Annotated in this window: 20 protein-coding genes; 13 read left to right on the top strand and 7 right to left on the bottom strand. The window is 69.8% G+C overall.

Annotated elements, in window-relative coordinates; translation table 11 throughout:
• Window positions 1-763 precede the first annotated feature (763 nt).
• The 4 genes from AX018_RS09935 to AX018_RS09930 all read left to right on the top strand — a co-directional run bounded on the left by AX018_RS09935 (window position 764) and on the right by AX018_RS09930 (window position 2,398).
• Entirely contained in the window at window positions 764-1,315 is a 552-nt protein-coding gene (locus AX018_RS09935) for a hypothetical protein (protein WP_245951500.1), read from the top strand.
• A complete protein-coding gene (locus AX018_RS25235) occupies window positions 1,315-1,491 on the top strand; it encodes a hypothetical protein (RefSeq protein ID WP_170146224.1) in 177 nt (58 codons plus the stop codon). Before AX018_RS09935 ends, AX018_RS25235 begins: the two co-directional genes overlap by 1 nt.
• Before the next feature lie 65 nt (window positions 1,492-1,556).
• Complete coding sequence (locus AX018_RS25230; protein ID WP_170146223.1) at window positions 1,557-1,739, top strand: hypothetical protein; 183 nt, start codon at window positions 1,557-1,559, stop codon at window positions 1,737-1,739.
• Window positions 1,740-1,870: 131 nt separating this feature from the next.
• Window positions 1,871-2,398 carry a Dps family protein gene (locus tag AX018_RS09930; protein WP_111877124.1) on the top strand — a complete coding sequence of 176 codons (528 nt, stop codon included), beginning with the start codon at window positions 1,871-1,873 and terminating at the stop codon, window positions 2,396-2,398.
• A 99-nt stretch (window positions 2,399-2,497) separates the two neighbouring features.
• Here AX018_RS09930 and AX018_RS09925 read toward each other — a convergent pair whose 3' ends face one another.
• Entirely contained in the window at window positions 2,498-3,442 is a 945-nt protein-coding gene (locus tag AX018_RS09925; RefSeq protein WP_111877123.1) for a LysR family transcriptional regulator, read from the bottom strand.
• Window positions 3,443-3,522: 80 nt separating this feature from the next.
• Between AX018_RS09925 and AX018_RS09920 the strand changes: the two genes are divergently transcribed.
• The 5 genes from AX018_RS09920 to ubiA are packed head-to-tail and all read left to right on the top strand — an operon-like array spanning window position 3,523 to window position 6,718.
• Window positions 3,523-4,164, top strand: coding sequence for a DsbA family protein (locus AX018_RS09920; RefSeq protein ID WP_111877122.1), 642 nt, complete (start codon window positions 3,523-3,525; stop codon window positions 4,162-4,164).
• A gap of 40 nt (window positions 4,165-4,204) precedes the next feature.
• On the top strand, window positions 4,205-5,104 hold the full coding sequence (locus AX018_RS09915; RefSeq protein ID WP_111877121.1) for an MBL fold metallo-hydrolase: 900 nt from the start codon (window positions 4,205-4,207) through the stop codon (window positions 5,102-5,104).
• A 17-nt stretch (window positions 5,105-5,121) separates the two neighbouring features.
• The gene (locus tag AX018_RS09910; RefSeq protein WP_111877131.1) at window positions 5,122-5,517 is read left to right on the top strand and encodes a nuclear transport factor 2 family protein; all 396 of its coding nucleotides are present in this window, start codon (window positions 5,122-5,124) and stop codon (window positions 5,515-5,517) included.
• Window positions 5,518-5,533: 16 nt separating this feature from the next.
• The gene (locus tag AX018_RS09905) at window positions 5,534-5,791 is read left to right on the top strand and encodes a hypothetical protein (RefSeq protein ID WP_111877120.1); all 258 of its coding nucleotides are present in this window, start codon (window positions 5,534-5,536) and stop codon (window positions 5,789-5,791) included.
• Between the two features lie 42 nt (window positions 5,792-5,833).
• Window positions 5,834-6,718: a 4-hydroxybenzoate octaprenyltransferase gene (gene ubiA, locus AX018_RS09900; RefSeq protein WP_111877119.1), complete on the top strand. Its 885-nt coding sequence runs from the start codon at window positions 5,834-5,836 to the stop codon at window positions 6,716-6,718.
• A gap of 127 nt (window positions 6,719-6,845) precedes the next feature.
• On the opposite strand, the gene AX018_RS09895 is transcribed toward ubiA, so the two are convergent.
• The 6 genes from AX018_RS09895 to AX018_RS09870 form a co-directional block, all read right to left on the bottom strand.
• Window positions 6,846-7,484: a LysE family translocator gene (locus AX018_RS09895; protein ID WP_111877118.1), complete on the bottom strand. Its 639-nt coding sequence runs from the start codon at window positions 7,482-7,484 to the stop codon at window positions 6,846-6,848.
• Window positions 7,485-7,684: 200 nt separating this feature from the next.
• Window positions 7,685-8,530, bottom strand: a complete 846-nt coding sequence (gene proC / locus AX018_RS09890; RefSeq protein WP_111877117.1) for a pyrroline-5-carboxylate reductase — start codon at window positions 8,528-8,530, stop codon at window positions 7,685-7,687.
• 136 nt (window positions 8,531-8,666) lie between these two features.
• Window positions 8,667-11,327, bottom strand: a complete 2,661-nt coding sequence (locus AX018_RS09885) for a hypothetical protein (RefSeq protein ID WP_111877116.1) — start codon at window positions 11,325-11,327, stop codon at window positions 8,667-8,669.
• 210 nt (window positions 11,328-11,537) lie between these two features.
• A complete protein-coding gene (locus AX018_RS09880; protein WP_111877115.1) occupies window positions 11,538-12,272 on the bottom strand; it encodes a hypothetical protein in 735 nt (244 codons plus the stop codon).
• Window positions 12,273-12,488: 216 nt separating this feature from the next.
• On the bottom strand, window positions 12,489-14,066 hold the full coding sequence (glpK, locus tag AX018_RS09875) for a glycerol kinase GlpK (RefSeq protein ID WP_111877114.1): 1,578 nt from the start codon (window positions 14,064-14,066) through the stop codon (window positions 12,489-12,491).
• A gap of 86 nt (window positions 14,067-14,152) precedes the next feature.
• The gene (locus AX018_RS09870; RefSeq protein WP_111877113.1) at window positions 14,153-14,917 is read right to left on the bottom strand and encodes a DeoR/GlpR family DNA-binding transcription regulator; all 765 of its coding nucleotides are present in this window, start codon (window positions 14,915-14,917) and stop codon (window positions 14,153-14,155) included.
• A 177-nt stretch (window positions 14,918-15,094) separates the two neighbouring features.
• Between AX018_RS09870 and AX018_RS09865 the strand changes: the two genes are divergently transcribed.
• The 4 genes from AX018_RS09865 to AX018_RS09850 are packed head-to-tail and all read left to right on the top strand — an operon-like array spanning window position 15,095 to window position 18,950.
• Complete coding sequence (locus AX018_RS09865; protein WP_111877112.1) at window positions 15,095-16,174, top strand: ABC transporter ATP-binding protein; 1,080 nt, start codon at window positions 15,095-15,097, stop codon at window positions 16,172-16,174.
• A 1-nt stretch (window position 16,175) separates the two neighbouring features.
• A complete protein-coding gene (locus tag AX018_RS09860) occupies window positions 16,176-17,252 on the top strand; it encodes an ABC transporter ATP-binding protein (RefSeq protein WP_111877111.1) in 1,077 nt (358 codons plus the stop codon).
• The gene (locus AX018_RS09855; protein WP_111877110.1) at window positions 17,249-18,145 is read left to right on the top strand and encodes a carbohydrate ABC transporter permease; all 897 of its coding nucleotides are present in this window, start codon (window positions 17,249-17,251) and stop codon (window positions 18,143-18,145) included. The genes AX018_RS09860 and AX018_RS09855 overlap by 4 nt, the downstream gene beginning before the upstream one ends.
• Window positions 18,138-18,950 (top strand): carbohydrate ABC transporter permease, encoded by an 813-nt coding sequence (locus AX018_RS09850; RefSeq protein ID WP_111877109.1) that lies wholly within the window; start codon window positions 18,138-18,140, stop codon window positions 18,948-18,950. Before AX018_RS09855 ends, AX018_RS09850 begins: the two co-directional genes overlap by 8 nt.
• Window positions 18,951-18,955: the final 5 nt, after the last annotated feature.

Raw genomic sequence — 18,955 nt, 5'->3', positions numbered from 1 at the left:
CAAGCCACCACCGTTTGCTTGTGCACATCCAATCCCGCGCAGCGCGGGTAGATCACTTCCATGACAACCTCCTGTTCGCGGCGCCATCGGCGTGCGGCCCACGTCATCGAAGTCTGAAATGCGTGCTCAAGAACCGAAGGCTCAGGGCAACAGTCTGGGGTGCTCGTGAGGCCGCGGGTCCAACTGAGATACGGGCTCGAAGCACCAAGTACGAACCGACCTCGGTGCCGGACGCTGCGCCCGCCATTAGGCGCCTGTTTCATGTCCTGCGGGTGGCGCGCAGCGCAATGGATAACTGAGATGAAATAACAACCCCCTGTGGCGCTTCGCGCCTCGGTGCAGCCGCCAGAGGCGGCAGCTCTTCAGGACCGTCCAAGCCTGCGCAGGCAGGCTTGGAGCCGCGGCCTTCAGCCCCTTCTCCTGCGGGAAGGGGGGCGACGCCAGTGGCCGAGCGAAGCTCGCTCCACGGCGTTTGCTGGCATGGCCTGCTCCGTGGCCTCCGGACGAGAGGCGCGGCGCCGGTTTCATATCGCGGGTGGCGCGCAGTGCTATGGATAACTGAGATGCATGCGAGTGTCGGTGCAACTATTGCGCAATTTGGTCCGAGGCGGATGGTAGTCGTCCCTGTTTCCAAGCGGAACAATTCTCTGGTGCGGGTGTAAGTTTTGAGAAAGCTTGGGCGCACGTAATCCCCGGCGCTGGCGGGGGGCCAGCGCGCTGCGGTGATCTGTGTCCCGCAGCATTCGCAGAAAAAGAGTAATCCATGGCCGACGCTTCAATTTCCTGCCGCCGCGAGGGCTGCGGCACCCCCGTGCAGATTTCCGACGCAGGCACCATCAGCCGCTTCATGTTCAAGCTGCGTCAGCTCTACCGCCAGTCCACCCTGGCGGCCGACAATGCGGCGCAGTATTGGGCCGATGTCGCAGCCACTTCCCGGAGCCCTCTCGCGCCGCTGGCACATGTACCGGGTGTGTTCGCGGCGCTATGGACCCCGGATGTAGCTCCGACCACAGCCACGGTCTTGGGTGCTGCGGGATACGGCTTCGCGGCGTTGCCGAAGAATCTCATCCACTTCACCACGGAAGCGGGGGCAGCGGCCATCGCGAGGACTGGCGCCATAAATTCGAGTCGGTTCATTCAGCAGGGGATATACGGCCCCGGGGTGTACATGACCCGCATCGGGAGGCCGCTGAATCTGTTCATCGATAAGGCTTCTCGCGTTCCCATCCACCTCCCTACACCTGCCGGCACGGTGCGTATCTATCCTTACTTCGTTTACGTCCGGTGGGGGGCCACCGGAGTGAAGGTGCCCTGATGAGCAAGATTCGACTTTCCCGCGCAGTGGTGTGGAGCATCGTGCTCACGATATGGGGATGCTGGGCGGTTGCGATCATCTGGTGGGAGTGGTGGTGGGTGCCGGTTGCTTTGTTGCTCCATATTTTTCTGGAGAACTGCGTGGAGAAGGATTCCGGGGGCGGTCATGAAAAATGACGATGCCTCGGTGGTAGCGCGTTACTCATCCTCCACGTCTGTCGCATCCTCTTCCTGATCCTGAAATGAAACTACGCCGTTCACCTCGCCACAGCGGTGACTTGGTAGCCGATCTGCTGCAGTCGCTGGATCAGACGATTGGCGGTTCTGCTGGCGTCCTGGCGGTCGAAGCGGGCTGCCCCCAGGTACGTGCTACGCGGCGCCGGTTTCATGCGTTGCGGGTGGTGCGCCGCGCCATGGAAAACTGAGGTCGTGAAAACGTTCTGAGCGCCGGCCTGCGCTACAGTGCTCCGGGCACGGCGCGCGGCCGGCTCCCGTGATCGGCGGGCCGCCCGGCGCCGCAGGTTCCGTACCCGTTTCCCCACCGAAGGAGTTCTCCATGCCCAAAGCTTCCGGCAAACCCGTTACTGGCAAATCCGCGGCCGCCACGGCGCCGCGCATCAACATCGGGATCAGCGACAAGGACCGCGCGGCCATCGCGCAGGGCCTCTCGCGCCTGCTGGCCGACACCTACACGCTCTACCTCACCACGCACAACTTCCACTGGAACGTGACCGGCCCCATGTTCAACTCGCTGCACGCGATGTTCATGGGCCAGTACACCGAGCTGTGGAACGCCGTCGATCCCATCGCCGAGCGCATCCGCTCGCTGGGCCACGCGGCCCCCGGCTCCTACGCGCAGTTCGGCAAGCTCACCTCGCTGGCCGACGCGCCCTCCACGCCGCCGCAGGCACTGGAGATGGTGCGCATTCTGGTCGAAGGCCACGAAGCCGTGGCGCGCACCGCCCGCGAGCTGTTCCCGCTGGCCGACAAGGCGAGCGACGAGCCCACGGCCGACCTGCTCACGCAGCGCCTGACGGTGCACGAGCAGACGGCGTGGATGCTGCGCTCGCTGCTGGAAGCCTGAGCCCATCCCTCCCCACCCCACGCCCGCCGCAGCGGGCGTCGCCCCGGCCGACGGGCTAGGCGGCCGGTGGCCCGGGCCGCCACGGCGGGAGCGGGCCCGTCACCCCGGCCCGCGGTTCCCCGAAACCCTTTCATGCAGTAGCTCCACGAAGGCGCGGACCTTCGCCGGGCGAAACCGCGAGGCGGGAAACACGGCATGGATGCCGCCCGAGGGCAGGCCCCATTGCGGCAGTGCCTGGATCAGCCGGCCTTCCGCCAAATCTTCCGCGATGGCGAAGTCCGGCAGGACCGACAGGCCCGCGCCCTGGCGCACGGCCTCGCGCACCGCGAGCGTGGCGTCCAGGGAAATGGCGGGGCGGACGGTCACGCTCTGCCGCTCCAGATCGTTGCGTGAGAAGCTCCAGTGCGCGGGATCGCGCAGCGCGGTGTTCGCCACGAAGGGCAGTGCCTCGATGTCTTTGGGCTCCTCCAGGCGCGCCACCGGCCCGGCGAGGGAGGGCGCTGCCACCAGGAGCTGCCTGAACGTCCCGATCTGCCGGGCCTGCAGGTTCAGGTCCGTCAACCAGCCCACGCGGATCGCCAGCTCCACCTGCCCCGACATCAGGTCGAGCGATTGGTCGCTGAACACGGCATCGACTTTGCATTGCGGGTAGCGGCGCGTGAATTCCGCGATGGCCGGCACGATCGAGGTGATGCCGTAGTCGAGCGTCGCCGTCAGGCGCAGCGTGCCGGTGGGCTCCGCCGCGACCTCGGCCAGTTCATCGAACGCGTCGCCCGCTTCCTTGAGGATCAGCGCGCACCGCTGGTAGAACGTCCTGCCGGCATCCGTGGGCGCGACCCTGCGGGTCGTGCGGGTGAGCAGGGTGGTTCTGAACTCGCGCTCCAGCCGCGCGACCTGCTGGCTGACCACGGCCTTGGTGATGCCGAGGCGGTCCGCCGCCGCCGTGAAGCTGCCGGCCTCCACCACGGCCGCGAAGTACGCCAACCGCCGGAGGTTGGCGAGGCTGCCCGGGCCGGAGTCTTCTGGATTGTTTGCTTCTTGCATACGGTCTATCTATTTCATCACCATTTATCTGTCAATGCGTCGCTCCTACCATCACGGCATCGAATGAAGCGAAGCCCTCCATGAGCAAGACCCTGCATTACGTTTTCGACCCCCTCTGCGGATGGTGCTACGGCGCCAGCGGCACGGTCGCCGCCCTGGCGGACAGGGCCGGCATGGCGCTGCATCCGTGGCCCAGCGGACTCTTCTCCGGCGAGGGCGCGCGGCCCATGGACGCCGACTTCGCCGCCTACGCGTGGAGCAATGACCAGCGCATCGAACGCCTGACGGGCCAGCGCTTCACCGAGCGCTACCGCAGCGAGGTGCTGGCCTCTCCTCGCCAGCAGATGTTCGACAGCGGCCCTGCCTCCGTGGCGTTGACCGCCGTTGCCCTGGCCGCGCCCGAGCGCGAAATGGAGGCGCTCAAGGCCATCCAGCAGGCCCGCTATATCGATGGCCTGGACATCACGCGGCTGGACACGCTGGCCGCCGTGCTCGAAGGCCTCGGCATCGACCACGCGGCGGCCCTGCTGGTCCGGCCCGATGCCGGCTTGACCGATGCCCACCGGGCCCGGGTCGCGCAGGCACAGGCACTGCTGCGGGAATTCGGCGCGCGTGGCGTGCCCGCCTTCATCCTGGAGGCGGAGGGCCTGCGCCACCTGCTGCATTCGAGCGCCCTGTTCTCCAACCCGCAGGCCTTCATCGAGCAGCTGGCCGCCGCCTGACGTTCTTCTTCTTTTTCCCAACCTTTGCCTGAGGCCCACCATGATGACTCGCCGAGATTTCGTTCAGACCGCCGCCGCCGCTGGCGCCACCACCGCGCTGGCCGGCTGCGCCACCGCATCGGGCACGCCGGCCCCACTGCAGTGGACGCACTTCCCCGCCGGGGAAAAGGGCTTCTTCCGGGCGCCTGTGCTGCTGTCCGGCGCCAGGGAGGCCCTCCTGATCGACGGCGGCTTCTCCCTGCCCGACGGCCGCGCCGTGGCCGACGCGATCAAGGCCTCGGGCAAGGCGCTGACCACCATCTACATCAGCCAGAGCGACCCGGACTACTACTTCAGCCTGGCGCCCATCCGGGCCGCCTTCCCGCAGGCCCGGGTGATCGCCGCGCCCGAGACCCTCGCCGCCATCCGCGCCAACGTGCAAAAGAAGATCGCCACCTGGGCCCCGCAGCTCAAGGAGAACGGCCCGCAGAAGCTGGACGACATCGTCTTCCCCGAAGCCTTCGATGGCCCGGCGCTCACGCTGGAAGGCCAGGCGATCGAGATCGTGAAGGCCCAGGGCCTGGAGAACCGCCGCTACCTGTGGGTGCCCTCGCTGAATGCCGTGTTCGGCGGCGTGCTGGTCTTCTCGGGCCTGCACGTCTGGACGGCCGACACCCCGACACCCGCGGCGCGTGCGGCCTGGGTCAGGAACCTGGAAGCCATCGCCGCGCGCAAGCCGTCCGTGGTGGTGCCCGGCCACCTGGCCGCCAACGGTGCGCTGGACGTCTCGGCCGTGAATGACACCCGGGAATACCTGCTGGCGTTCGAGGAAGAGCTGGCCAGGGCGGCCAGCGGCGACGCGCTGATCGCGGCCATGAACCAGCGCTACCCCCGGGCGGGCCTGGCACCCGCCCTGCAGATCGGGGCCAAGGTGGCCAAGGGCGAGATGCAGTGGGGCTGAGCCCGGAGGACAACCCCATGGCGACGAACCTCGACATCATCCGTGCGACCTATGAAGGCTCGTCGCAGGACAACGGCAAGAACCTGCTGGCGGTGCTGGCACCGGACGCCACGTGGACGGAGGCCGCCGGCTTTCCGTACGCGGGCACCTACGTCGGCCCCGAGCAGATCGTCGCGGGCGTGTTCCAGCGACTGGGCACGGAGTGGGAGGGCTACCAGGCCCGGGTCCACACCTACCTGGCCGACGGGGACCGCGTGGCCGCCTTCGGCGTCTATTCGGGCACTTACCGCAAGACCGGCCGCGCCATGACCGCGACCTTCGCCCACCTCTACCGCCTCCGGGACGGCAGGATCGTGAGCATGGAGCAGTACGTGGACAGCCACAAGGTGCAAGAAGCGCTGCGGGCCGATTGACCGGGACACGCCCGCCATGGAAGCCCCCGCCGATCTGCACGACATCCTGGCCTGGCTGCGGGAAGGCCGGTGGAACGCCGCGCACGACCATGTCCAGCGCCACGAGGGTCTGCTCGCCGCCTGGCTGCACGGATTGCTGCACCTGCAGGAGGGCGACCTGGAGGATGCGGAGAACTGGTACGAGCGGGCGGGCCGGCGGTTCCGGCAGCGGGGCACGTTCGAAGAAGAACTGGCACGGTTCGAGGCCGCGTTGACGAATGGCACGGCGCCGTAAGATCGCGACACGTTCCCGCGTTCTTGTTACTCCACGGCTTCCATGCAGAGCACCGCACCGCACCCCCCGCCACCGTCCCGCCTCGCGCTCTACCTTCACCTGATCCGCTGGCGTCGGCCGGCCGGCTGGCTGCTGCTGCTCTGGCCCACGCTCTCGGCGCTGTGGATCGCGGCGGGGGGCTTTCCGGGCTGGCACCTGCTGGCCGTGTTCACGCTGGGCACCATCCTCATGCGCAGCGCGGGCTGCTGCGTGAACGACGTGGCCGACCGCGACTTCGACCGCCACGTCAAGCGCACGGCGCAGCGGCCGGTCACGAGCGGCGCGCTGTCGGCGCGCGAGGCGCTGGCCGTGGGCGCGGTGCTGGCGCTGGTGTCCTTCGGCCTGGTGCTCACGACCAATGCGGCCACCATCGCGTGGTCGCTGCCCGCGCTGGCCGTCACCATCGCCTACCCCTTCGCCAAGCGCTTCGTGTCCATGCCGCAGGCGGTGCTGGGCGTGGCCTTCAGCATGGGCATCCCCATGGCCTTCACGGCGGTGCAGGGCCACGTGCCGCTGCTGGCGCTCTGGCTGGTGCTGGGCAACCTGTGCTGGGTGCTGGCCTACGACACCGAATACGCCATGGTGGACCGCGACGACGACCTGAAGATCGGCATGAAGACCTCGGCCATCACCCTGGGCCGCCGGGACGTTGCGGCCGTGATGGCTTTCTACCTCGGCTTCGCGGCCCTGTGGGGCTGGGCGCTCGCGCCGCTCGGCCTGGGCGCGCCGCTGGCCGTTGCCGTGGCGGCCGTGCTCGCGCAGGCGGCATGGCACTGGCGCCTCATCCGCCACCGCACGCGCGAGGGGTGCTTCCGCGCGTTCAGCCAGAACCACTGGCTGGGCTTCACGCTGTTCGCGGGCATCGTGGCGGGGTTCGCGCTGCGGTGAGGGTGTCTGCTATTTAATTAATAGCAAACTATTCAATGGATACGGCGACCCAGGGGCCAAAAGAGCACGCAAGCGCCTCCATGCCGCCCGCCCGCGGCGCCGTGGCTGCCCTGCACGGGCCCGGCGTTCAGCCCAGCTTGTGCCGCGTCTTCAGCAGGCCCAGGCCCAGCGCGATGAACGTGCCGCCCACGATGCGGTTGAACAGCTTCGCATGCGCTGCCACGTGGCCCTTCACCAGCGAGATGAGCACCACGTAGAAGGCGTGCGAGATCAGCGCGCAGACCGCGAACGTCGTGGTCAGCAGCAGGTACTGGGTGAACAGGGGCGCGCCGGGCACGATGAACTGCGGGAACAGTGCCGAGAAGAACAGGATGGACTTGGGGTTCGTCAGCGACACCCCCAGCCCCTGCGCCACCAGCTGCCAGTTCTTGCGCTCGCGCCGCTCGGTGGGCGCGAGGCCCGCATCGCCGCCGATCAGCGCTTCCTTGCTCCGCCAGCGTTTGACGCCCAGCCAGATCAGGTACATCGCGCCGACCACCTTCATGACCAGGAAGGCGTTCGCCGACATGCGGAGGATGGCCCCCATGCCGATCATCGCCAGGCCCGAGACCACGAAGATGCCCGCCGAGCTGCCCATCGAACTGAACGCCGTCCGTTTCGCCCCGACGTCCACCGAGTTCGACACCGCGAGCAGCACGGCCGGGCCGGGGGTGAAGCACATCAGCAGCGAGACGCCGCAGAAAAGGAGCCAGTGGGTCAGCGTCATGGTCGGGTGCCTCGGGTGGATGCCAGCAGCGGGTATTGTCGCCGGGCGCGGCCGCGCTGTCTGGCGCGGCCCGGCAGGTCGATCCGTTTGCTATTCTTTCAATAGCAAACTATCGAATGGATACGGCGACATGGAGCCCGAAAGGCGCTGCGCCGGCCTCCACGTCCCCCGCCCGCATGCAGCGCCGCGGGGCGGGGCCTTCACTTCCCGAATTCATCCCCCAGCTCCCGCGCGCGCGCCTGGGCGGCCTTCATCGCGCGGATGAAGTGGCCCGGCACGTCCGCCTGCTCCATCGACTGCACGGCGGCGAAGGTCGTGCCGCCCTTGGAGGTCACGCGCTGGCGCAGCACGGTGGGCGACTCGTCGGAGCGGCGCGCGAGTTCCGAGGCGCCGGTGAAGGTGCCCACGGCGAGCTGGTGGGCCTGCTCGGGGGCGAGGCCCATCTCCACGCCCGCGCGGGCCATGGCCTCCAGGAAGAGGAACACGTAGGCCGGGCCGGAGCCCGAGAGCGCGGTCACCGCGTCGAGCTGGGTCTCGTCCTCCACCCAGAGCAGCTCGCCCGTGCTGGACAGCACCTGCTGCACGGCATCGCGCTGCGCGGAGCTGACCTGCGGGCGGGCGTAGAGCGCCGTCATGCCGCGCGCGATCAGCGCCGGCGTGTTGGGCATGGCGCGCACCACGCATTCCGAGCCCAGCCAGCCGGCGATGCTGTCCGAGCGGATGCCCGCGGCCACGCTCAGGTGCACCGCGCCGGCCGTGTGGGCGCGGGCCTGCCCGGCGGCCTCCTTGAAGGTCTGGGGCTTGACGGCCCACACGACCACGCCCGCGCGCTCCAGCGCCGCGCCGGCCTCGGGCCGGGCCTCGATGCCGTGGTGGGCGCGCAGGGCGGCGCGGGCCTCTTCCCAGGGCTCCACCACCTCGATCCGGGACGCCGGCAGGCCCTGGCGGATCAGGCCGCCGATGATGGCGCTGGCCATGTTGCCGCCGCCGATGAAGGCGATGGCGGGCAGGTCGGGGGCGGGATTCGGGGAGGTGTCGAGGGTCATGGCGTGCAGGGTGCCGGCCGGGGCCGGTGGAACGAAAAAAAGCCCGCATGCGGACGCTCCGCAGGCGGGCAGGCATCGCCGGATGGTAGCGCCCCCGGTGCCGCCAAGGCGGCGGGGGCGCGCCGGCCGTGGGCGCTCAGGCCCTGACGGCGACCTGGGCGCTCAGGGTCACGCTCACCTTCAGCTCGATCTGCACCACGCGCTGCTGCTCGCGTGCCTGCAGGCCTTCCAGCACCTGGGTCAGCAGCTCGCGGATGGCGGCGGCCGGGTTGCCCTGCGCGGCGGTGTTGGCGGCGGGGGTGCCGCCCAGGCCCGGGATCTCGCCGCGCGCGGCGGCCAGCATGTTGCCCACGCCGGACTTGCCGTCGGCGCCGGGCGCGTCGTAGGTCTCGATGGCCCGGTAGATCTCGGGGTTCTGGAGCATGAACTTCGCGGCCGCGGCGACCGCGGGCGAGGCCGTGCCGCTCTCGGCCAGCTTGTAGAGGCGGTCGGGCGACATGTCCGTGTCCTCGAAGACCTGGGCCAGCTCGCTGGCGTTCACCTGCAGCATGTGGTCGGACAGGATGCGCGCGGAGCCCTGCCCGTCCAGTTGCGGCGGCTGCGGCGCGGCGCCCTGGCCCTTGAGCTGCTGCAGGACCTGCAGCAGCATGTCCAGCACCGAGCGGCTCGCGCCGGCGGTGCGGTCCGCCGCGCCGCCCTCGACGCCGGGCACCTTGCCGTTGGCCGCGGCCAGCAGGTTGTCGATGCTGGATTCGCCGTCGGCGCCGGGCAGGTCGTTCGTCTCGATGGCGCGGTAGATGTCCGGGTTCTTGAGCATGAACTTGGCGGCCTCGGCGACCGGGCCCTGGCCCTGGCTCAGCTGGTAGAGGCGGTTGGCCGTCATGGTGCCGCCACCCTGCTGTTGCAGGAAGTCGGCCAGGGTGCGCGCGGCGCTGCGGCCATCCAGCGGGGCCTGCACGCCGGACGTGGCCTGCAGCAGCTGCAGCAGTTGCAGCAGCAGCGGCAGGAGCTGCTGGGCGCCGCCGGCCTTGCCCTGCACGCCGGGGATCTCGCCGCGCGCGGCGGCCAGCAGGTTGCCCACGCCGGACTTGCCGTCGGCGCCGGGCACGTCATGGGTCTCGATGGCGCGGTAGATGCCCGGGTTCTGCAGCATGAACTTGGCGGCCTCGGCGACGGGGCCCTGGCCCTGGCTCAGCCTCAGGAGGTGAAGGGGCGTCATGGGCATGAGCCGGGCCAGGCCCTTGCGGCCCAGCATGTGGTCGGCCAGGATGCGCGCGGCGCTCTGGCCGTCCATCGGCGGGTTCGGCTCCGCGTCGGCCTTGAGGAGCTGCAGCAACTGCTGCAGCAGCTGGAGCACGTTGCGCAGGCCGTTGTCGGTGCCGCCCTTCACGCCGGGGATGTCGCCGCGCGCGGCGGCCAGCAGGTTGCCCAGGCCGGACTTGCCGTCGGCGCCGGGCACGTCGCGCGTCTCGATGGCGCGGTAGATGTCCGGGTTCTTGAGCATGAACCGGGCGGCCTCGGCGACCGGGCCCTGGCCCTGGCTCAACTGGTAGAGGCGATCGACCGTCATGGGCTGGATCTTGGGCAGCAGGCGCTTGCCGAAGAAGTTCCGGGCGCCGCCGGCCTCCGCCACCATGTGGTCGGCCAGGATGCGCGCGGCGCTCTGGCCGTCCAGCGGCTGTGCCTGCGGCTGTTGCTGGGACGCGCCCCGCAGCTGCTGCAGCAGTTGCAGCAGCAGCTGCAGGACGTTGCGCGTGGCGCTGGTGACGTTGCCGCCCACGCCCGGGATCTGCCCGCGCGCGGCGGCCAGCAGGTTGCCGACGCCGGACTTGCCGTCCGCGCCGGGCACGTCATGGGTCTCGATGGCGCGGTAGACGTCCGGGTTCTGCAGCATGAACTTCGCGGCCGCCGCCAGCTCGGGCGAGGCCTTGCCGCCCTCGGCCAGCCGGTAGAGGCGCTCGGGCGTCATGGGGATGAGCCGGGCAAAGCCCTTGCGGCCCAGCATGTGGTCGGCCAGGATGCGGGCGGCGCTCTGCGCATCCAGGGACTGCGAGCCGTCCGCGGACTGCTGGGCGCGCGGGGCCACCGGCGCGACGCGGCCCAGGTCGGGCAGGCGCGGCGGCGTGGCCGTTGAGCCGATCCGGGCCGTGGACAGCCCCCGCAGGATGCCCTGGGCGGCGGCCTCGAAGTTTTCCACGCCCGAGATGCCGTCGGCACCGGCCACGTCGTTCGTCTCGATCCTGCGGTAGGCCTCGGGGTTCTGGAGCATGAACTTCGCCGCGGCCGACACCGTCGGGGACGTGTCGCTGTTGGGCCGCATGGCCAGCTTGTAGAGCGTGTTGGGGTCGATCCGGCTCCCCGGGCTCTGGCGCATGAAGGCCGCCAGCGCGCCGGAGGCGGCCTGCTCGGTCATGGAGGACGCCGCGGCATCGGGTGCATAGTCCCGCAGTTCGGCGTCGAGCCCGCCACGCGCGGCGAAGTCGAAGTTCGCTACGCCCGAGATGCCGTCGCGCCCCGGTGCGTCCCGCGTCTCCAGCAAGGCGTAGATGTCCGGGTGGGTCAGCATGAAGTTGGCCGCCTCCGACAGGTCCTGCGGCGTGTCGCCCGAGGTGTTCCGGGCCAGCCCGTAGAGCTGGTTCGGCGTCAGCGTTTCGATGCCGTTCTGGCGCATGAATTTCGCCAGCGCCGCAGCGGCCTGCTGGGTCTGCGCTGCCGTGCTGCCCGTCGTCTTGCCGGAGCGGGTCACACCGATGCTGATGCTGAGCGAGGCGGTGTAGCTGTTGACCGAGGTGTTCATGGGAACTGCTCTCTCTTCGGACAGCGGAGACGGATTTCCAGGCCCGCTCCCCTGCCATGTTGGGGGGAGGATGTGGTCTCGAATTTCGAGCCGGAATGTGGATAGTGGAACGCTACCGGCAGCCATCATGGAAAACCGCCTGGAAGCCTGCCACCCCGGGTGCGAAGCCGCTGCGCGAAATCTGAAGCGATGCGGCGGGCGGGGGGGGGCTCAGTGCAGCGACATGCGCAGGTCGAAGCCCGGCGCCAGGGAGCCCTGCGCGAGCGGGCTGGCGGCCAGCGCGGTGCTCTGGAGGAAGCGGCCCAGATAGGCGTGCTCCGCCGTCGGCGGCTCCTGCGGCTTCAGTGGCTCCGGCGGCTTGCGCGGCACGCCCGGGCCGTCGTCCAGCCGGAGCTCGCGCAGCAGGTCGGTGTTGCCCAGCGCACGCCGCGCCGCCTGCGCCAGCGCGGGGGGCGCGTCGGGCTCGGGATGCTGCGCGAGCTGGTAGAGCGTCTGGGCGTCCAGCTGCTTGCCGGGGCTGCCGGCCCGGAACGTATTCAGAAGGTCCAGCGCCTCGTGACCGGGCATGGCGGCGGGGCCCCTGCGGAGGCCCTCGTCGAGCGTGGCGTCGAAGGCGCCCGTGGCGGCGTGGTCGAGGCTCTCCACGCTGGCGATGCCGTCCTGCGTGCCGGCCGCCTCGTCGCGCGACTCCAGCTTCGAGAACAGCTGGGGATGCGACAGCATGAAGCTGGCGGCATCGGAGACGTGGGCGGGCACGCTGCCGCCCTGGTTGCGGGCGATCTTCATGAGATCGTTCATGTTCGCCGCCGGCTGGCCGTTGGCGCGCAGGAAGTTCGCCAGCGAGGTGCTGGCCTGCCGCGCTGCCTGGCTCCGGTTTTCGGGCAGGGTGCTGGGGCCTCCCGCGATGTTGGTCTGCGGTCGGCGGAGGCGTTGGATGGCTCCCATGGGATGGACTCCTTGCCCGGGAACGGGATGGCGCCGGAGGGCCCCGGCGGGGTGGAAAAGGCCCGTCGGCGGAGGCAGGCGGGGGCGGAAAGCCGTGGGGCTCTCGGGCCTGATCCTAGGAATCCCGCATGAAGGAATCACCCCGGGGACGCGAAGGGCCTGCCTGAAAACGGAAGCGGCTGCGCGGCGGCGCGAAGCGCCACCGGGGGCGCCTCATCAATCCAGCGAGGCCTGCCGCACCGCGTGCTCCCAGCGGTCCATCAGCTCCCGTGCGCGGGCCGCGCCCAGCGTCGGCAGGAAGCGGCGCTCGGCGCGCCAGAGCGAGGCGAGGTCTTCGGTGCCGCCATAGACGCCGCTGGACAGCCCGGCCAGATAGGCCGCGCCCAGCGCGGTGGTCTCGATCACCGCCGGCCGCACCACCGGGATGCCCAGCAGGTCGGCCTGGAACTGCATGAGCAGATCGTTCACGCAGGCGCCGCCGTCCACGCGCAGTTCGCTCACCGGCGCGCCGCCGGCGGCCACCGCGTCGCGGCTCATGGCCTGCAGCAGCGCCGCGCTCTGGTAGGCGATGCTCTCCAGCGCCGCGCGCGCGATGTGGGCGAGCGTGGTGCCGCGCGTGAGGCCCGTGATCGTGCCGCGCGCGTCCGGCTTCCAGTAGGGTGCGCCCAGGCCGGTGAAGGCCGGCACCATCATCACGCCGCCCGAGTCCGGCACGCTCTCGGCCAGCGACTGCACCTCGCTGCTGGACGAGATGGCGCGCAGCCCGTCGCGCAGCCACTGCACCACCGCGCCGCCCACGAACACGCTGCCTTCCATCGCGTACTGGGGCGGGGCGTCGGTCCGTCCGGCGCCGGGCCGCCCCACGCCGGATGGGGCCCCCTCGGGGGGCAGCGCCGCATGCGAAGCAGCCAGCGTGGGTGCCACTTGTGCCGCGCTCGTGGTGAGCAGGCCGTTGCGCGATGTCTGGAAGGCCCTGCCCGTGTGCATGAGCATGAAGCAGCCCGTGCCGTAGGTGTTCTTGGCCATGCCGGCCGAGAAGCACGCCTGCCCGAAGAGCGCGCTCTGCTGGTCGCCGGCCACGCCGCCGATGCGCACCGCGCCGCCCAGCAGGGCTGCATCGGTCGTGCCGAAGTCGCTGGCCGAGGGCTGCACGCGCGGCAGCAGCGCGCGCGGGATGCGCAGCAGCGCGAGCAGGTCGTCGTCCCAGTCGTTGGCGCGCACGTCGAAGAGCATGGTGCGCGCGGCATTGGTCACGTCGGTCACGTGCGCCTTGCCGCCCGTGAGCTGCCAGATGAGCCAGCTGTCCACCGTGCCGAAGGCCAGCTCGCCGGCCTCGGCCGCCTCGCGCGCGCCGGGCACGTGGTCGAGCAGCCAGCGCAGCTTGGTCGCGGAGAAATACGCATCGATGCGCAGGCCGGTCCGCGCCTGGATCAGCGGCTCGTGCCCCTGCTCGCGCAGCTCGGCGCACAGCGGCTCGGCGCGGCGGTCCTGCCACACGATGGCGTGGTGCACGGGCTGCCCGGTGCGGCGGTTCCAGAGCACCGTGGTCTCGCGCTGGTTGGTGATGCCCAGGGCCCGCACGTCCGCGGGCTGCAGGCCCGCCTGCGCCAGCGCCTGCCGGGCCGTGGCGAGTTGCGTGCGCCAGATCTCCATCGGATCGTGCTCCACCCAGCCGGGCCGGGGGTAGATCTGCGGCAGCTCCTGCTGGGCCTGCGCGACGATGTGGCCGCGCTCGTCGAACACGATGCTGCGGGAGCTGGAGGTGCCTTGGTCGAGGGCGAGCAGATAGGTCATGGCGGGCGGGGAAGGGGTTGGGGGCGTCGTCGTGCGGATTGTCGTGCGCAAGGCCGTGCCGGAGGGGAGGCGCGCGGGCGCGGGGATCACTCGGCCACGGTGCTGTGCACGCCGGCCTCGCGCAGCAGCGCGGGGAAGGGGCCGGGCGGCGGCGCGTCGGTGAACAGCCGGCCGATCTGCGCGAGCGTGGCCACCTGCACCATGGCCGGGCGGTCGAACTTGCTGTGGTCGGCGGCCAGCCACACCTCGCGGGACTGGGCGATGATGGTCTGCGCCACCTTCACCTCGCGCAGGTCGAAGTCGCGCAGCGAGCCGTCCGGCTCGATGCCCGAGATGCCGATGAGCGCGATGTCCACCTTGAACTGGCGGATGAAATCCACCGCTGCCTCGCCCACGATGCCGCGGTCGCGCGCGCGCACCACGCCGCCGGCCACGATCACCTCGCAGTCCGGGTTGCCGGCCAGGATCGCGGCCACGTTCAGGTTGTTGGTGATCACGCGCAGACCGCGGTGGTGCAGCAGCGCGCGCGCGATCGCCTCGGTGGTGGTGCCGATGTTGAGGATCAGCGAGCAGTTGTGCGGCACCTCGCGCGCCACCGCGCGCGCGATGCGCGCCTTGCCCTCGGCATGCAGCGTCTCGCGCTGCGTGTGGCCGAGGTTCTCGGTGGTGGAACTGGGCACCCGCACGCCCCCGTGGAAGCGCATCAGCAGCCCGTCGTCGGCCAGCCGCTGGATGTCGCGGCGCACGGTCTGCAGGGTCACGCCCAGCGTCTCGGCCAGCTGTTCGACGGTGGTGGAGCGGCGGGCGCGGACTTCTTCGAGCAGGAGGAGTTGTCGGGGATTGGTGTTCACGCGGTCGGGGCGGGGAAGGGGTCGAAGCGGGTGCCCTCACTGTAAAACGAACAAAAAGGAAACAATCAAGGGTAAACCTGGATTCGAATCGAACAATAAAGAACAAAAATGAACCAAATCGAAAACGCTGCCCGTTTGAGGGGTGGCCACGGTTCCGACAACAGGAAAGGGTGCGGGATGCATCTGGTACTCGAGCGCATCGGCAAGAAGGTCGGTGCGCAAACCTGGCTCCACGGCATGGACATGGCGCTCCAGCCCGGGGCCGTGACCGTGCTGCTGGGCGCCACCCAGGCCGGCAAGACCAGCCTCATGCGCATCATGGCCGGGCTGGACGCGCCCACCGAGGGCCGGGTGCGCGTGGACGGCACGGACGTGACGGGCATGCCCGTGCGCGAGCGCAACGTCGCCATGGTGTACCAGCAGTTCATCAACTACCCCTCGATGACCGTGGAGGGCAACATCGCCTCGCCGCTCAGGCTGCGCGGCGAGAAGAACGTGCAGGAGCGCGTGCGCGCGCTGGCCGAGCGGCTGCACATCGACATGTTCCTGAACCGCTATCCGTCCGAGCTGTCGGGCGGCCAGCAGCAGCGCGTGGCCCTGGCGCGCGCGCTGGCCAAGGGCGCGCCGCTGATGCTGCTGGACGAGCCCCTGGTCAACCTCGACTACAAGCTGCGCGAAGAGCTGCGCGACGAGCTCACGCAGCTCTTCGCCGCGGGCGATTCCACCGTGGTCTATGCCACCACCGAGCCCGGCGAGGCCCTGCTGCTGGGCGGCTACACGGCGGTGCTGCACGAGGGCGAGCTGCTGCAGTACGGCCCCACGGCCGAGGTGTTCCACGCGCCGTGCTCGCTGCGCGTGGCGCGTGCCTTCAGCGATCCGCCCATGAACCTGCTGCCGGCCGAATCCGGCGCGAACGGCGTGCGCGTGGCGGGGCGCGATGTGCTGCCCCTGACGCGTCCGCTGCCCGATGGCGCCGCCTCGGGGCTGACCGTCGGCGTGCGCGCCAGCGCCCTGCGCCTGCAGGCCCGGCCGGGCGACGTGGCCGTGCCCGGCACGGTGGAGCTGGCGGAGATCGCCGGCTCCGACACCTTCGTGCACGCCGACACGCCCTGGGGCGAGCTGGTCGCGCAATTCACCGGCGTGCACGACTTCGCGCTGGGGGCGTCCCTCACGCTGTACCTGCAGCCGGGGGACGTGTATATCTTCGGCGCCGACGGCGCCTTGCTGCGCGCGCCCGCGCGCCGGGGAGGGCGCTGACATGGCGCGCATCCAGCTCGAACTCGCCCACTCGTACAAGCCCGACCCGCAGCAGGACAGCGACTACGCGCTGCTGCCGTTGTCGATGGAATTCCGCGACGGCGGCGCCTATGCGCTGCTGGGCCCCTCCGGCTGCGGCAAGACCACGCTGCTCAACATCATCTCGGGCCTGCTCGTGCCCTCGCAGGGGCGCGTGCTGTTCGACGGCCGCGACGTCACCCGCGCCAGCCCGCAGGAGCGCAACATCGCCCAGGTGTTCCAGTTCCCGGTGATCTACGACACCATGACGGTGGCCGAGAACCTGGCCTTCCCGCTCAAGAACCGCAAGGTGCCCGAGGCGCAGATCCGCCAGCGCGTGGGGCAGATCGCCGAGATGCTGGAGATGAGCCACCAGCTCGACATGCGCGCGGCGGGCCTCTCGGCCGACCAGAAGCAGAAGATTTCGCTGGGCCGCGGCCTCGTGCGCTCCGACGTGTCGGCCGTGCTGTTCGACGAGCCGCTCACCGTGATCGACCCGCACCTCAAGTGGCAGCTGCGCCGCAAGCTCAAGCAGATCCACCACGAGCTCAAGCTCACCCTCATCTACGTCACCCACGACCAGGTGGAGGCGCTCACCTTCGCCGACGAAGTGGTGGTCATGACGCGCGGCCGCGCCGTGCAGGTGGGCACGGCCGGCGCGCTCTTCGAGCGTCCGCAGCATGTCTTCGTGGGCCATTTCATCGGCTCGCCCGGCATGAACTTCCTGCCCGCCCAATTGGAGGGCGCCAGCCTGCGCATCGGCGCGCAGCAGTTGCCGGCGCCGGACGGGCGCGCGCTGCCCGAGGGCGCGCTGCAGGTGGGCGTGCGGCCCGAGCATCTGGCGGTCGCGCCCCGGGGGGCGGCCGGCGCGCTGCCCTGCGTGGTGGACAAGGTGCAGGACATCGGCACCTACCAGCTCCTCACCGCCCGCCTGGGCGAGCAGCCGCTCAAGGCCCGCGTCTCGCCCGAGCAGGCCCTGCCGGCCGCCGGCGGTACCGTCTGGCTCCAGGTGCTGGGCCCCCACACCTGCTTCTACCGGAACGAGGAGCTTCTGCCATGAGCGCCACGACCAAACCCGTGAACCAGAAGGCCTGGTTCCTGATCCTGCCCGTCATCCTCTGCGTGGCCTTCTCGGCCATCCTGCCGCTCATGACGGTGGTGAACTACTCGGTGCAGGACATCATCTCGCCCGAGCGCCGCGTGTTCGTGGGCACCGAATGGTTCGCGCAGGTCATGCGCGACGAAGAGCTGCACGGCGCGCTGCTGCGCCAGCTCGGCTTCTCGCTGGCCGTGCTCGCCGTGGAGATCCCGCTGGGCATCTGCCTGGCGCTGTCCATGCCCGCGCAGGGGTGGAAATCGTCCGCCGTGCTGGTCACCGTGGCGCTCTCGCTGCTCATTCCCTGGAACGTCGTGGGCACCATCTGGCAGATCTACGGCCGCGCCGACATCGGTCTGCTGGGCGCGGCGCTGCAATACGTCGGCATCGACTACAGCTACACCGGAAACGCCACCCAGGCCTGGCTCACCGTGCTGGCCATGGACGTGTGGCACTGGACGCCGCTCGTGGCGCTGCTGTGCTTCGCGGGGCTGCGCTCCATCCCCGACGCCTACTACCAGGCCGCGCGCATCGACGGTGCCAGCAAGTGGGCCGTGTTCCGCTACATCCAGCTGCCCAAGATGCGCGGCGTGCTCATGATCGCCGTGCTGCTGCGCTTCATGGACAGCTTCATGATCTACACCGAGCCCTTCGTCCTCACGGGCGGCGGGCCGGGCAACGCCACCACCTTCCTCAGCCAGTACCTCACGCAGAAGGCCGTGGGCCAGTTCGACCTCGGGCCGGCCGCCGCCTTCTCGCTGATCTACTTCCTCATCATCCTGCTGCTGTGCTTCATCCTCTACAACTGGATGCAGCGCGTGGGCACCGACACCGCCACGGAGGACGGCCATGCCTGAGAAGCGATTCCGCAAGCGCAGCCTGTTCCTGGCCGCCTACCTCGTCTTCGCGCTCCTGCCCATCTACTGGATGGTGAACATGAGCTTCAAGACCAATGCCGAGATCCTCTCCTCGTTCTCGTTCGTGCCGCAGCACTTCACCTGGGACAACTACAAGACCATCTTCACCGACGAGTCCTGGTACTCGGGCTACATCAACAGCCTGATCTACGTCGCCATCAACACCGTGATCTCGATCACCGTGGCGCTGCCGGCGGCCTACGCCTTCTCGCGCTACCAGTTCCTGGGCGACAAGCACGTCTTCTTCTGGCTGCTCACCAACCGCATGACGCCGCCGGCCGTGTTCCTGCTGCCCTTCTTCCAGCTCTACACCACCGTGGGGCTCATGGACACGCACATCGCCGTGGCGCTGGCGCACCTGCTCTTCAACGTGCCGCTCGCGGTGTGGATCCTCGAAGGCTTCATGAGCGGCATCCCGCGCGAGATCGACGAGACGGCCTACATCGACGGCTACAGCTTCCCGCGCTTCTTCCTCACCATCTTCCTGCCGCTCATCAAGGCGGGCGTGGGCGTGGCCGCGTTCTTCTGCTTCATGTTCAGCTGGGTGGAGCTGCTGCTGGCGCGCACGCTCACCAGCGTGAACGCCAAGCCCATCGTGGCCACCATGACGCGCACCGTGAGCGCCTCGGGCATGGACTGGGCCACGCTGGCGGCCGCCGGCGTGCTCACCATCGTGCCGGGCGCCATCGTGATCTGGTTCGTGCGGCACTACATCGCGAAGGGTTTCGCGATGGGCCGGGTTTGAAAGGA

Origin of the sequence: Paracidovorax anthurii (genome assembly GCF_003269065.1) — a bacterium.
In the GTDB taxonomy this organism is placed as follows: Bacteria; Pseudomonadota; Gammaproteobacteria; order Burkholderiales; family Burkholderiaceae_C; genus Paracidovorax; species Paracidovorax anthurii.
The sequence above is the reverse complement of the archived record's forward strand: the minus strand, read 5'-3'. Positions and strand labels throughout refer to the sequence as shown.